Here is a 13,685-nt window from a genome sequence, read left to right as displayed (position 1 = left end):
ACACGGAGGTTCAGGTTATGCGCTAAGTCGATTGGCTGTGCTTGCTTGGAATGTGGCTTGATAGTTAGCTTACAGAAATCAGAATCAGAAACAAAGAATAAGGCCGACGGGGTGAAAAAGCGGTTTTATAATAGAGGACGGCGCGAGCGGTTAATCGTTCAGCGCCTCCCTACAAGCTATGATTTTAATTATTTATAAAATTTATGTGTCGCGCTCACTAGAGCACAGCGATTATCCCAGTATAGAAAAAATATTCATAGGTCATGAAAGCGTTTCTTTAAAATACCATCTAAATCATAGTTGGTAAGAATCTTTGCTATTTTTTTACTAGCCCCGCCTTCGCCATAAGGGTTAATTGATGAGTTAAGCTCAAGCCTAAACTCATCAGAATACAATTTCTTAATGGCATTTAAAATATCGTCTTTTTGGGGCAAGCAGTGGATCACACTTTTAGCTGCTAACCTGCCTTTCTGCCGATCGCCAATATTTACTGTGCCAATATTGAAGCTAGGAGCTTCTGCGAGACCACTAGAAGAGTTTCCGACGACTCCATCTACAAAACTCATACACGACAGATATCTCAACTGTCCTAGCGAAGAGTACACATGAACGTTTGGCCGTCCTTCAGAATAGCTCCGCACCATATCTGCTAATTCCCTTCCGCCGGTATCAGCATTCGGAAGAGTGAATATAAATGTAGTATCAGGTAGTTCGGAAAGAGCCATAAACAGCTCATTCATTTGAGCGGTTGAAGTAACGCCGCGATCCAATGTAGTAGGGTGAAAGGTGATTAAAAGATTCTTTACGCCTAACTGCATTTCGAGAGAAGACTCAAGCTCCTCTCTCGAGAGCAATTTTATTCTCTTAATGGCATCAATTCCTAAACCGCCAACTAAAAACACCCGATTAGGATCCTCGCCTAACTGTATTACACGGCGCTTATATTCTTCGGCGCCTACAAAATGCAAGTGAGACATTTTTGTAATCGAATGACGAATTGCCTCGTCGAATGCACCTTCTGTTGTTTCGCCACCATGGATATGAGCGATAGGCAAGCCTGCGATCAACGCCGCAGCTGAGGCGGCAAAAATTTCGAAACGATCGCCTAACACCACGACAATATCAGGACCCAATCGCTCATAGACCTCGGCAAAGCTGATAAGCCCTAACCCCATGGACTTAGAAACACCAATAGCTGAATCTGAGCTGAGCAGAATTTCCACTTTCTCTGTTATCGCAAATCCAGCCTGCTCAATCTCGCGAAAGGTCATACCGAACTCGGTTGACAAGTGCATTCCAGTAGCGACAATTTGAAGCTCAACTTGTGGGTCATCTTGGAGATCGTTGATAAGCCAGCGGAGCAAACCAAATTCAGCTCGCGTCCCTGTTACCACGCAAATTTTACGCTTCATAGTAGAATCAACTCATCAACTTCGTAATCTCGCGTTGCCGCCTTGCCCATAACTTCAGACCACCTCATTGGAGAAATTCCGGTTCCAGGGCGCTTAGTAGTAATATTTTCTTCCGTGAAAATTTCACCGATGCGGATCTGCTTACTGGCAACAAGCGACTTACGTGCAATAAGTTTATTTCTTACTTCGCTTGGCGTAGGCCGTTTAATACCGTCGCCCAGCGATAACTCTACATTACGAATCGCATCAACCATCGCTCTAAATTGATGTGGTTCCAAGCTCGCTTTGTGATCAGGGCCGGGAAGATCTCTATTTAAAGTAAAATGTTTTTCGATAACTTTAGCCCCCATCGCTACTGCTGCAATTGCAACTTCAATCCCTTGTGTGTGATCAGAGTAGCCGATATCAACATTGAATGCGCTGCCCATCGTCACCATTGCATGTAAATTAACTTCGCTGTAGGGTGCGGGATACTCTGTAGTGCAATGAAGAACAGTGATTCTCTCACGAGACGTGCCGTTAGCTTCTATGATCTCAATTGCAGCCTCCACTTCACCGAGAGTCGCCATTCCAGTTGAAAGTATAACCGGTAAACCTAGGCGGGTGACATATTGGAGAAATGGCAGATTAGTTATTTCTCCTGAAGGAATTTTAACTCGATCAACACCAAGCTTAACTAATAAATCAAAGCTGTCGAAGTCGAAAGCCGTAGAGAAAAAGCTAATACCACAACGCTTACACTCTTTGATCAATACTTCGTGGTCTGATTTTGATAATTCGAGTTTGCGAACCATCTCATATTGACTTTCATCAATCGAGGTGGTTTTCAATTGATAGTCCGCTTTAGGCGCAGTAACTGAAATATTTTTGTCGGTAACGAATGTCTGAAATTTTATCAGATCGGCTCCCGCAATTGCCGCTTCCTGAATCAGTCGCTTCGCAAGCTCAATGTCGCCATTATGGTTGACTCCTGCCTCAGCAATAATTAGCGTGCCCATAATACTCTCCGAAAAATCTAATATTTAAAAAAGCCGAAACCGGTTTTGCGTCCTAGCCGATTAGCTCGGACCATTTTTCTAAGTAACGGATGAGCACGGTACTTAGGATCTCCCGTTTCATCATGTAAAGTTTCCATGATCGATAAGCAAACATCATTGCCTATTAAATCAGCAAGGGCTAACGGGCCTATAGGGTGATTGGCACCGTATTTCATTGCTTTATCAATTTCGAGTGCAGATGCAACACCTTCAGCCAAGATTCCAATACCTTCGTTAATCATTGGGATGAGCATTCGGTTTACAATAAAGCCGGGGGCTTCATTTACTAGTACGGGCTCTTTTCCCATTTTCGAAGCAAAATCAATAGACCATTCAACTGTTGATTGAGAGGTGACGATGCCAGAAATAACTTCTGTCAACTTCATTACCGGTGCAGGGTTAAAAAAATGCAAGCCAATCACATTGCCTGGGAAAGGTGTATAAGACGCAAGCTCCGTAATTGAGAACGAAGAGGTGTTTGATGCTAAAATTGTATCAGAGCTAACGATTTTTCCTAATTCAGTGAAAATAGACTTTTTGGCGTTTTTGTCCTCTGAAACGGCTTCTATAATTGCGGTGCAATTTTTCAAGCTCTCGAAATCATTTACTAATTCAATTTTATTTACAAAGTTCTTGGCGGATTCAGGGGTAATTCTTTGCTTCGCAGCTAAACGCTCCCATTGTCGTTTAAGCTCAAGCAGCGGTTGTTCATCAATATTCCCTGAGCGCCCTAGCCACAGAACAGAATTGACCGTCTCAGATTGGGAAAGTAATTGAACTATCCCTCTACCCATTGTACCTTTGCCTATAACTCCAATTTTCATGAATATCCTTAAAGTGAAAAGTTAAACTGCACGAAGCGGCTTCGCAGGATTTCCTAAAACAGTCGTATCTGGTGGCACACTTTTGGTGACTACCGCTCCCATTCCAACTACAGAGTTTTTTCCGATAATGATGGGGCGTTTCACTGTACCTTGTTTGATTACAGCCCCCGCGCCAACATATACATTGTCCTCGATTATTACGCCTCCATTACATTTGACGCCGGGGGCAAATGTAACATAATCACCGATAACACAATCGTGGGCTACATATGAATACAGATTAGAATGAAAAAATTTTCCGATCCGAGCGTTGCTCGTTACAGTGGTGAAGGGACAAAAAATGGCTCCTTCGCCAATATGGTTAGAACTCAAAACTACGGAATTACTTGCGTAAATTGAAAAAGGGGATATGTTTTTTTCTATATATCTATCGGAAATTTTCTTCCTAAGTGTGGAATCTCCAATAGCTACGCTAAAATACTTCTCAGCGCCCGAGATAGAAAAAAAATCGCTTTCGCTTAAAACTGGTATTCCATTAATTTCATTGAGCGTAGTGTCCTCGGCAACAAAAACCAATTTGTAGTTTTGTTTCTGTGTGCCCAGCATGCTTATCGCTATAGGCATTACTTCTCGAGCAAAACCTCCGGTTCCAACTACTGCATATATATTCATAATGTTTCCCGCAGCCTTAAGTTGATAAATTAAATGGCGCCACTCTTTAGGGAAGCGCGGAAGTACCGCAGCATTTCTGGTCGATTTCAGCCTCCGCCGATTTTGAAAGCTGCAAGCCAATCAAAAGCGATCGCCGCTCATTTCGCAGTTTTAGCCGCCGCGCGTATCCGCAGCGTCCATTTCCCACATTACAAACGCACCTATCCTACACTCGCTAGTGAATATCAGCGCGCTACCCACAGGTTCGACAACGCGAACAGCGTCATCAGTTGCGCGGTGTTTTTGGCTAGATCGCGGAAGCGCGTCTTTACATAGCCGAGCAGGCACTTGACCAACCGAACCGGATGCTCCCCCTTCGTGTGCCCCCGAGCTTTGGCCTTTTCGATCTTGCGCTTGGCTTTGTACAGCACGCTGCGCTTACTCAGCTTCTTATATGTATTGCGGTGGGCCGCGATCTGCCAGACTACCACCCGGCTTGCATGTTGCGGGCGCTTCTCTACGCCGGTGTAACCTGCGTCGGCACTCACCAGGTTCTCCTCGCGGTGCAACAGTTTGTCGACAAGGGTAACGTCTGCAACGTCGGCTGCCGTCCCCATTAGCACCAGGCCGGACTCGGTATCGGCGCCGATGTGTGGCTCCATGCCGAAGTTATACTGGTTTTCCCTCCTAGTCTGATGCACTAGCGGGTCAAGCTTACCGTCCTGATTCTTGGCTGCACTCGGCGCATTGATCAGCGGGGCATCGACGATGGTGCCTTGGCGCGGCCTCAGCCCCCGATTTCCCAGGTAAGCATTGATCACCGCCAGAGTCCCGACCGCCAATTCGTGTTTCTCCGGCAGGCGACGGAAGTTGAGGATCGTGGTTTCATCAGGGATACGCTCCAGGCTCAGTCCCACGAACTGACGTAGAATGGTTGTCTCGTATAGCGACTCCTTCACCGCCGGATCGTTGTAGCCGAACCAGTTTTGCAGCAGATGAATCCGCAGCATCGCCATCAATAGGGATGCCGGGCGCCCACCTTCACCCTTGGGGCAGTGTGGCTCGATCAAAGCAATCAAACCCTTTCGCGGCGCCACCTGATCCATCTCGATCTTACGGGTCTGCTTGCGCTTGCCGGCGTACTCGGCGTCGGAAAAGGTCATGTGTCTCATCGGAAATCTCGGCGGGTAGCGTCCGGGCAATTTTGCCAAAGTCAGGGAGTCTTTTTCAGTTTTCCCTAATGGGCATGGTAGCTTAAGGATTATCCAGCCCGCAGGAAAGCAGGGACTATTCAGGAGTATTTTTGTTGAACGCACGACCCTTAGCCATTCCCGATGTCATACTCTTCGAGCCGCGTGTCTTTGGCGATGCTCGAGGCTTCTTTTTTGAAAGCTTCAATCAGCGTGCCTTCGAAAGCGTCGTCGGCAAACCCATCACCTTCGTCCAAGACAACCACTCCCGCTCCGCTAAAGGCGTTCTACGGGGCTTGCACTATCAGATACAGAATCCACAAGGAAAGCTCGTACGCGTAGTGGACGGCGAGGTTTTCGATGTCGCTGTCGACCTGCGCCGCTCCTCTCCAACCTTCGGTCGTTGGGTAGGCGCTTACCTGTCCGCAGAGAATAAACACCAACTTTGGGTCCCGGAAGGCTTCGCACACGGTTTCGTCGTTCTCTCCGAGACGGCCGAATTTCTCTACAAGACCACGGACTACTACGCGCCAGCCCATGAGCGTTGCCTGGCTTGGAATGATCCGCAAGTCGCCATTCAATGGCCACAACAGAGCGAGCCGTTGTTGTCCGACAAGGACAAGCTCGGAAAGCTTCTCACTGAAGCTGACTTGTTCGACTGATCAGTATTTACGATGGGGTTGCGAGCGAGGTCAGGTTTTCAGGCCTTGCTCGCGTTCGGAGTCTATAGCAACCTCGAACTCAGCAAACCCCTAACGTTCAAGGTACAATCCCGCCCGTGAGGTGTTCAGCCCCCCGTGAGCTGTATCCTCCGCGAATCATGACCAAACGTACGCATGTTGAGACTCTTCGGGGCCTATAAGAAGACGGCCGTCAGCAGGACGTTATGCCCAGCGTTTGGGCACAAGGAAGTCCCGTCATCCCTCTCGCGAAACAATTGAAAAGACCTGAAAAATGACTATCTTGGTAACCGGCGGAGCCGGCTTCATCGGCGCAAATTTCGTACTGGACTGGGTGGCTCAATCGGATGAGCCGGTGATCAACCTGGACAAGCTCACCTACGCAGGCAACCTGCAGAACCTCGCGAGCCTGGAAGGTAACCCCCAGCACCAGTTCGTACAGGGCGACATCGGTGATTTCGAGCTGGTGCAGCGCCTGCTGGCAGAGCACAAGCCGCGAGCGGTGATCAATTTCGCCGCCGAATCCCATGTGGACCGCTCGATCCACGGTCCTGAAGATTTCATCCAGACCAATATCGTTGGCACCTTCCGCCTGCTCGAGGCCGTGCGCGGCCACTGGAAAGGTCTTGAAAGCGACGCCCAGCAGGCCTTCCGCTTCCTGCACGTTTCCACCGACGAAGTGTATGGCTCCCTGGCCGCCGACGAGCCAGCGTTCACTGAAAAGCACCAGTACGAGCCCAACAGCCCGTACTCGGCGAGCAAGGCTGCGAGCGACCATCTGGTCCGTGCCTATCACCACACCTACGGCCTGCCGGTGCTGACCACCAACTGCTCCAACAACTACGGCCCTTATCATTTCCCGGAGAAGCTCATCCCCTTGATGATCGTCAACGCCTTGGGTGGTAAAGCACTGCCGGTGTATGGCGATGGCCAGCAGATCCGGGATTGGCTGTACGTCAAAGACCACTGCAGCGCCATCCGCCGTGTGCTTGAGGCGGGCAAGGTGGGTGAGGTTTACAACGTCGGCGGCTGGAACGAGAAGCCGAACCTGGAGATCGTCAATCGCGTCTGCGCCTTGCTCGATGAGCTGCGCCCGCGTGAGGATGGCAAGGCCTACAGCGAGCAGATCACCTTCGTGACCGATCGCCCAGGGCATGATCGTCGTTATGCCATCGATGCCCGCAAACTGGAGCGCGACCTGGGCTGGAAGCCAGCGGAAACCTTCGAGACCGGCATTCGTAAAACCGTGCAGTGGTACCTGGAGAACTGGCAGTGGGTCGAGAACGTGCAGTCCGGCAATTACCGTGACTGGGTCGAGAAGAACTACAGCGGGCGTAATGCATGAAGATCCTGCTGCTAGGCAAAGATGGTCAGGTTGGCTGGGAACTGCAACGCAGCCTGGCGCCGCTGGGCGAGGTTTTGGCGCTCAACGCTCGCAGTGAATCCTATTGTGGCGACCTCGCTGACTTGGCAGGCCTTGGGCGTACCGTTCAAGACTGGGCTCCTGATGTGATCGTCAATGCCGCCGCCTACACAGCTGTGGACAAGGCAGAGTCGGAGCGCGAACAGGCCTTCCGGGTCAACGCCGAGGCCGTTGGTGTGTTGGCACAGGCTGCGGCAGCTTCCGGGGCGCTGTTGGTGCATTACTCCACCGACTACGTCTTCCCTGGGCAGGGTGTGACGCCTTGGCAGGAGACGGATGAAGTAGGGCCGCTCAACGTATACGGCGAGAGCAAGCTTGCGGGTGAGCAGGCGATACAGGCGTCGGGCTGCAAGCATCTGATCTTCCGTACCTGCTGGGTATACGCGGCACGTGGCAATAACTTTGCCCGCACCATGCTGCGCTTGGCCACGGAGCGCGACACCTTGGGCGTTATCGATGACCAGTTTGGCGCACCTACCGGCGCGGAACTGATCGCTGACGTAACTGCGCACGCTATTGTCGCGGCCCGCCACGATGCTGCACTGTCTGGGCTCTATCATTTGGCCGCAGCAGGGGAGACGACTTGGTGTGGCTATGCCCGTTTTGTGCTGGAGCACGCTGCTGCGGCCGGTGTGGCGCTGAAGGTGCCCGCTGAGGCGGTCAACGCTCTGACCACTGACGCCTACCCCACACCGGCGAAGCGGCCGGCCAATTCGCGTCTCGATACGCATAAACTTGAGAAAGCTTTCGGCCTGCGGCTTCCTGAATGGCAACAGGGCGTGGCACGGATGCTGACGGAAATACAAGGGAAATAACGGCAATGAAACGTAAAGGCATCATTCTGGCGGGTGGTTCGGGTACTCGTCTTCATCCGGCGACCTTGGCAATTTCCAAGCAATTGCTGCCGGTCTACGACAAGCCGATGATCTATTACCCTTTGACCACGCTCATGTTGGCTGGGATTCGGGACATTCTGATCATCTCGACTCCACAGGACACGCCGCGTTTCGAGCAGTTGCTGGGTGGCGGGGAGCAGTGGGGTTTGAATATTTCCTACGCTGTTCAGCCTTCACCCGATGGCTTGGCGCAGGCGTTCATCATTGGTGAAGACTTCATCGGCAACGATCCATCGGCGCTGGTGCTGGGCGACAACATCTACTACGGCCACGATTTCCAACATTTGCTGAGTAACGCGGGCAAGCGTACCAGCGGCGCCAGCGTGTTCGCTTACCACGTGCATGACCCGGAGCGTTATGGCGTGGTCGAATTCGATGCCAATGGCAAGGCCATCAGCCTCGAAGAAAAGCCTGCTCAGCCGAAGTCCAGCTATGCCGTGACCGGGTTGTATTTCTATGACCAAGACGTGGTCGAGATCGCCAAGGGCATCAAGCCATCCCCACGTGGCGAGCTGGAAATCACCGATGTGAATCGCACCTACCTGGAGCGCAACAGCCTGTCTGTGGAAATCATGGGACGTGGCTACGCCTGGTTGGATACCGGTACCCATGATTCGCTGCTGGAAGCGAGCCAGTACATCGCAACCATCGAACGCCGCCAAGGCCTGAAAGTGGCCTGCCCTGAAGAGGTCGCATTCCGTCAGGGCTGGATCGGTGCCGAGCAGCTCGAGGCTCTGGCCGCACCGCTGGCCAAAAACGGCTATGGCCAATATCTGAAGCGCCTGCTGCAAGAAAAAATCTACTGATCCCGAACGCCCCATTCCCACTTCCTGTACGACCTTTCCCCAGGAAGTGGGACACACGCCGTAACGTCTAAATCTCGTAACCATTCCCCCTCACGCACCGCTATCCCACCGCCTCCTGAAGGGCTAAGTTGTGTCGGGCAGCCAGGAAATGCTGCCTCGTCATTCAACCTCACAGGAGTGCCACTCAATGCGCAACACCATCCTTTCCTACTTGCTCCTCCCGCTGTTCACCGGCCTGTCCTTCTCGCTCAGCGCCGCGCCCAACGCAACCCCAGCGCCTGTCGCCGAACTGTCCGCCACCCAGGTGGTGACGGCTGTAGTGGAGTCTCAACCTGCCAAGCTCGACCTGAACATCGCCGACGCCCTGACCCTGCAGAAGGAGCTCAACGGCATCGGCAAGGCCAAGGCCGAGGCGATCGTGGCCTACCGTGAGGCCCACGGCCCGTTCACGTCGGTGGATGAGTTGCTGGAAATCAAGGGCATCGGCAACGCGCTGCTCGAGCGCAACCGCGACAAGTTGGTGGTAGCGGAGTAACCGGTAGGGGTGATGGCCGGTCCGCTGGGTCGGCCATCAAGGAGCATCAGCGGTCTTTCGCCTCCTTGGCGTCCATTTCGGCATTGCGTTCGTGAATTTTCTTCAGCTGCTCTTCGGTCAGGGGCAGTTTCTTGGCCGTGTCGCGCAGCAGCAATAGGCCACCCACGATCGAGCCAAGGGCTATGATCAGTATCAACCAGGCATACCAGGGCATGATGTTCTCCTTGCAGACCGTGGAGGGCAGCGCTCCTTCAGTTTCGAGCCTGCCGTGTATCCGTTGGTTCAATTATAGGAGCGACCGGGTGCCGGGCCAATTCTCGTGACCCGTGGCCCCCAAAGGTGGTGCCACTTCGTTTACAATGCGCGCCGTTTTCGACTTGCCAAGAGACCCTGCCCATGTCCGCCTGCCAGACGCCCCTGATCGTCGCCCTGGATTTCCCTACCCGTGAGGCCGCCCTGAAGCTGGCTGACCAGCTCGATCCTGCCCTGTGCCGGGTGAAGGTCGGCAAGGAGCTGTTCACCAGCAGCGCTTCGGGCATCGTCGAGACGCTGTGCGAGAAGGGCTTCGAGGTGTTCCTCGACCTCAAGTTCCACGATATCCCCAACACCACGGCGATGGCGGTCAAGGCTGCGGCCGAGATGGGGGTGTGGATGGTCAACGTGCATTGCTCCGGTGGCCTGCGCATGATGGCGGCCTGCCGTGAAGAGTTGGCCAAGCGTAGCGGGCCGCAGCCGCTGCTGATCGGCGTGACGGTGCTGACCAGCATGGAGCGTGAAGACCTGGCCGGTATCGGCCTGGATGTCGACCCGCAGGAGCAGGTGCTGCGCTTGGCGGCGTTGGCCGAGAAGGCGGGGATGGACGGGTTGGTGTGCTCGGCGCTGGAAGCACCGGCGTTGAAGGCGGCGCACCCCTCGTTGCAACTGGTGACCCCGGGGATTCGCCCGGCGGGCAGTGCGCAGGATGACCAGCGGCGGATCCTGACGCCGCGCCAGGCGTTGGATGCGGGGTCGGACTACCTAGTGATCGGGCGACCGATCAGCCAGGCGGCGGATCCGGCGCAGGCGCTGGCGGCGGTGGTGGCTGAGATTCGCGGTTGATTGTGCGGGGCGGGCCGCGTTGCGGCCCAATCGCGGGGCAAGCCCGCTCCCACAGGGGCAGCGCCGGCCGCGGGTTCTGCGACAGCGCAGCCCACAGGTAGGGTGCCTGTCATAGACATATGGCCGACTCGGCCTCTGTAGGAGCGGGCTTGCCCCGCGATCAGGCCGGCACCGACGGACACATGCCTCAAATCTTGAGCACAAGCTTCCCGAAGTTCTCCCCGCTGAACAGCTTGAGCAGTGTCTCCGGGAAGGTCTCCAACCCTTCCACCACATCCTCCTTGCTCTTCACTTCGCCACTGGCCAGCCAGCCGGCGATCTCCTGGGCGGCCTTGCCGTACTCCTTGGCGTAGTCCATCACCACGAAGCCTTCCATCCGTGCGCGGTTCACCAACAGCGACAGGTAGTTGGCCGGGCCTTTGACGGCGTCCTTGTTGTTGTACTGGCTGATGGCCCCGCAGATGATCACGCGGGCTTTGAAGTTCAGGCGGCTGAGCACGGCGTCGAGGATGTCGCCGCCAACGTTGTCGAAGTACACGTCCACGCCTTTGGGGCATTCGCGCTTGAGGCCGGCCAGCACGTCTTCGGCCTTGTAGTCGATGGTGCCGTCGAAGCCGAGCTCCTCCTTGAGGTAGCGGCACTTCGCTTCGCCACCGGCGATACCGACCACACGGCAGCCCTTGAGCTTGGCGATCTGCCCGGCAATGCTGCCCACCGCGCCGGCGGCGCCGGAGATGACCACGGTTTCGCCGGCCTTGGGCTGGCCGACGTCGAGCAGGGCGAAGTAGGCGGTCATGCCGGTCATGCCCAGGGCCGAGAGGTAGCGGGGCAGGGGGGCCAGGCGTGGGTCGATTTTGTACAGGCCCTGGGGTTCGCCGGTGAAGTAGTCCTGCACGCCGAGCGGGCCGTTGACATGGTCGCCGGGCTGGAAGCCCGGGTGCTTGGAGGCGATCACTTCGCCTACGCCCAGGGCGCGCATCACCTGGCCCAGGGCCACGGGTGGGATGTAGGACTTGCCTTCGTTCATCCAGCCGCGCATGGCGGGGTCCAGGGAGAGGTAGAGGTTCTTGACCAGCACCTGGCCTTCGGCGGGCTCGGCGGCGGGGGCTTGTTCGTAGGTGAAGTCGTCGCGGCGTACGGCGCCGACGGGGCGTCTGGTCAGCAGGAAGCGGCGGTTGGTGTGGGCCATGGGGGTTCCCTTGGGTTTGGGGTTGGCAGTGCCGGCGCAATCGCGGGGTTGTCCCGCGATCGGGGCTATCAGATTCTTCGATCCAACCCACTTGATAGCCCCAAGGGGTTCTTCGGAGCAAGCACCACATCTGCTGTAAATACATTCTGATCCACCTGGATGATCCTGCTGCCCAGCGGCCGTGTGATCTGTCTAGACTCCCCCTGCACAACAACCAGCATGCAGGAGCCAGCAATGAGCATGACCTTTTCCGGCCAGGTTGCCCTGGTCACCGGTGGCGGGGCGGGGATCGGCCGGGCGACGGCGCTGGCGTTCGCCGGCGAGGGCTTGAAGGTGGTGGTGGCCGACCGTGATGTGGCCGGCGGCGAAGCGACCGTGGCGCTGATCCACGAGGCGGGTGGGCAGGCGCTGTTTCTGGCGTGCGACGTTACCTGCGAGCGCGAGGTGCAGGCGCTGCATGAACAGGTCATCGAGGCCTATGGTCGCCTGGACTATGCCTTCAACAACGCCGGCATCGAGATCGAGAAGGGCCGCCTGGCCGAGGGCAGCGAGGCAGAGTTCGACGCGATCATGGGGGTGAACGTCAAGGGCGTGTGGCTGTGCATGAAGTACCAGTTGCCGCTGATGCTGGCCGCCGGTGGCGGGGCCATCGTCAACACAGCCTCGGTGGCGGGGCTGGGCGCGGCGCCGAAGATGAGCATCTACAGCGCCTCCAAGCATGCGGTGATCGGCCTGACCAAGTCAGCGGCGATCGAATACGCCAAGAAGGGCATCCGGGTGAATGCGGTGTGCCCGGCGGTGATCGACACCGACATGTTCCGCCGCGCCTACGAGGCCGACCCGCGCAAGGCGGAGTTCGCCGCGGCGATGCACCCGGTTGGGCGCATTGGCAAGGTGGAGGAGATTGCCAGTGCGGTGTTGTACTTGTGCAGCGATGGGGCGGCGTTTACCACCGGGCATAGCCTGGCAGTGGATGGTGGGGCCATGGCCATCTAAGAATCAGTACTGGGCGTTGACGGTGCCTGTGAGAAAGATATCGCGACGTTCCAATCGTCCGATGTCCTGGTGCTTGGCAATCCGGTATACCCGCTCGAATGCCTCCCGGTCGATATGTGGAAAATAGTGTGAGAGGGCTTGTTCCACCTGGGTGTCGTAATCGGCTTCGGTGATGTAGCGATAGACTTCGCGGAAATAGAAGAACCCGAACTGGAAGCCCAGCGTTTCACCAAGGAAGTCTGTTGGGACGTGGAAGCTATTTTCCAGATCGATGGCTTGGGGCTGGGCGTCAGGTTGGGTTGGCAACATGATATTGGCAGCCCATAGGTCCATATGAGTAATGCCCAGGCTATGGAGAGCGTGCAGCAACTCGAAAGCAGCCCGGATTATGTTGTCGATCGCCTCTGGGCTCTGACGCAGTATGGCCAGCCCATCGTGATATTCATCCAGGTGTTGGGTAATCAGGAACAGGTCCTGCACCAGCCCGAGCTTGGAGCGGCTATAGCCATACCCTACCAAGGGGGGGACACGAGCGCCGCGTCGCGAAGCCTCTTGTGTGTTGATCAGTTCCTCGATCGGCCAATCGAACATGCCATTGCGTTTTGGGCGACCTCTTTGCACGCGCCATTTCTTCTTCAGTGAGTCGAGCTTTTCACGCTTGGTGAAGAATGCTCGCTCCGGGCAATCGAGAGGAGTGCTGATGCGTTTGCTGCGGCTGGCCTGGTCGATCAACCGCTCGAGAGCATGTCGGGTATGGGGACGCAGAGGGGCTTTGAAATGCAGAGTGGTGCGTTGGTGCTTCACGACATGCGGAAAATCATTGGACCATTCTGGGGTATTGCGGACCACGCTACATCCTTGTAAGTATCAAAAGGCCATCATTCCTTGGAATGTTACAGTTATTTCACCTTTTTGTTGCAAATTTAAATTTACATGCGCCCCTGTCCA

At 55.1% G+C, this 13,685-nt stretch carries 15 protein-coding genes; 7 read left to right on the top strand and 8 right to left on the bottom strand.

Going from position 1 to position 13,685, the window contains the following annotated elements:
* Positions 1-254 precede the first annotated feature (254 nt).
* The 5 genes from neuC to ACNFCI_RS07440 form a co-directional block, all read right to left on the bottom strand.
* On the bottom strand, positions 255-1,412 hold the full coding sequence (gene neuC / locus ACNFCI_RS07460; RefSeq protein WP_368830242.1) for a UDP-N-acetylglucosamine 2-epimerase: 1,158 nt from the start codon (positions 1,410-1,412) through the stop codon (positions 255-257).
* Positions 1,409-2,410: an N-acetylneuraminate synthase gene (gene neuB / locus ACNFCI_RS07455; protein WP_368830243.1), complete on the bottom strand. Its 1,002-nt coding sequence runs from the start codon at positions 2,408-2,410 to the stop codon at positions 1,409-1,411. The genes neuC and neuB overlap by 4 nt, the downstream gene beginning before the upstream one ends.
* A 17-nt stretch (positions 2,411-2,427) precedes the next feature.
* Entirely contained in the window at positions 2,428-3,273 is an 846-nt protein-coding gene (locus ACNFCI_RS07450; RefSeq protein ID WP_368830244.1) for a 3-hydroxyacyl-CoA dehydrogenase family protein, read from the bottom strand.
* A 21-nt stretch (positions 3,274-3,294) separates the two neighbouring features.
* Positions 3,295-3,945: an acetyltransferase gene (locus tag ACNFCI_RS07445; protein WP_368830245.1), complete on the bottom strand. Its 651-nt coding sequence runs from the start codon at positions 3,943-3,945 to the stop codon at positions 3,295-3,297.
* Between the two features lie 224 nt (positions 3,946-4,169).
* Complete coding sequence (locus ACNFCI_RS07440; RefSeq protein WP_416767738.1) at positions 4,170-5,096, bottom strand: IS5 family transposase; 927 nt, start codon at positions 5,094-5,096, stop codon at positions 4,170-4,172.
* A gap of 134 nt (positions 5,097-5,230) precedes the next feature.
* On the opposite strand from ACNFCI_RS07440, the gene rfbC reads away from it, so the two are divergent.
* The 5 genes from rfbC to ACNFCI_RS07415 all read left to right on the top strand — a co-directional run bounded on the left by rfbC (position 5,231) and on the right by ACNFCI_RS07415 (position 9,454).
* Complete coding sequence (gene rfbC, locus ACNFCI_RS07435; RefSeq protein WP_368830197.1) at positions 5,231-5,776, top strand: dTDP-4-dehydrorhamnose 3,5-epimerase; 546 nt, start codon at positions 5,231-5,233, stop codon at positions 5,774-5,776.
* Between the two features lie 292 nt (positions 5,777-6,068).
* On the top strand, positions 6,069-7,139 hold the full coding sequence (gene rfbB, locus ACNFCI_RS07430) for a dTDP-glucose 4,6-dehydratase (protein WP_368830198.1): 1,071 nt from the start codon (positions 6,069-6,071) through the stop codon (positions 7,137-7,139).
* The gene (gene rfbD / locus ACNFCI_RS07425) at positions 7,136-8,032 is read left to right on the top strand and encodes a dTDP-4-dehydrorhamnose reductase (protein WP_368830199.1); all 897 of its coding nucleotides are present in this window, start codon (positions 7,136-7,138) and stop codon (positions 8,030-8,032) included. The genes rfbB and rfbD overlap by 4 nt, the downstream gene beginning before the upstream one ends.
* 5 nt (positions 8,033-8,037) lie before the next feature.
* On the top strand, positions 8,038-8,919 hold the full coding sequence (gene rfbA, locus ACNFCI_RS07420) for a glucose-1-phosphate thymidylyltransferase RfbA (protein ID WP_368830210.1): 882 nt from the start codon (positions 8,038-8,040) through the stop codon (positions 8,917-8,919).
* A gap of 187 nt (positions 8,920-9,106) precedes the next feature.
* Positions 9,107-9,454, top strand: a complete 348-nt coding sequence (locus ACNFCI_RS07415; protein ID WP_368830200.1) for a ComEA family DNA-binding protein — start codon at positions 9,107-9,109, stop codon at positions 9,452-9,454.
* A gap of 46 nt (positions 9,455-9,500) precedes the next feature.
* Here ACNFCI_RS07415 and ACNFCI_RS07410 read toward each other — a convergent pair whose 3' ends face one another.
* Positions 9,501-9,668: a DUF2897 family protein gene (locus tag ACNFCI_RS07410; protein WP_084854939.1), complete on the bottom strand. Its 168-nt coding sequence runs from the start codon at positions 9,666-9,668 to the stop codon at positions 9,501-9,503.
* 182 nt (positions 9,669-9,850) lie between these two features.
* On the opposite strand from ACNFCI_RS07410, the gene pyrF reads away from it, so the two are divergent.
* On the top strand, positions 9,851-10,552 hold the full coding sequence (gene pyrF, locus ACNFCI_RS07405) for an orotidine-5'-phosphate decarboxylase (RefSeq protein WP_084854940.1): 702 nt from the start codon (positions 9,851-9,853) through the stop codon (positions 10,550-10,552).
* A 187-nt stretch (positions 10,553-10,739) separates the two neighbouring features.
* Here pyrF and ACNFCI_RS07400 read toward each other — a convergent pair whose 3' ends face one another.
* Positions 10,740-11,741, bottom strand: a complete 1,002-nt coding sequence (locus ACNFCI_RS07400) for an NADP-dependent oxidoreductase (protein WP_368830201.1) — start codon at positions 11,739-11,741, stop codon at positions 10,740-10,742.
* A gap of 234 nt (positions 11,742-11,975) precedes the next feature.
* Between ACNFCI_RS07400 and ACNFCI_RS07395 the strand changes: the two genes are divergently transcribed.
* On the top strand, positions 11,976-12,737 hold the full coding sequence (locus ACNFCI_RS07395; RefSeq protein WP_368830202.1) for an SDR family oxidoreductase: 762 nt from the start codon (positions 11,976-11,978) through the stop codon (positions 12,735-12,737).
* 3 nt (positions 12,738-12,740) lie between these two features.
* Here ACNFCI_RS07395 and ACNFCI_RS07390 read toward each other — a convergent pair whose 3' ends face one another.
* A complete protein-coding gene (locus ACNFCI_RS07390; RefSeq protein ID WP_416767734.1) occupies positions 12,741-13,586 on the bottom strand; it encodes a lipopolysaccharide kinase InaA family protein in 846 nt (281 codons plus the stop codon).
* Between the last annotated feature and the right edge of the window lie 99 nt (positions 13,587-13,685).

It is taken from the genome of Pseudomonas sp. NY15356, from assembly GCF_048068175.1.
Lineage (GTDB): Bacteria > Pseudomonadota > Gammaproteobacteria > Pseudomonadales > Pseudomonadaceae > Aquipseudomonas > Aquipseudomonas putida_K.
This window is presented reverse-complemented; position numbering and strand designations above follow the sequence as displayed.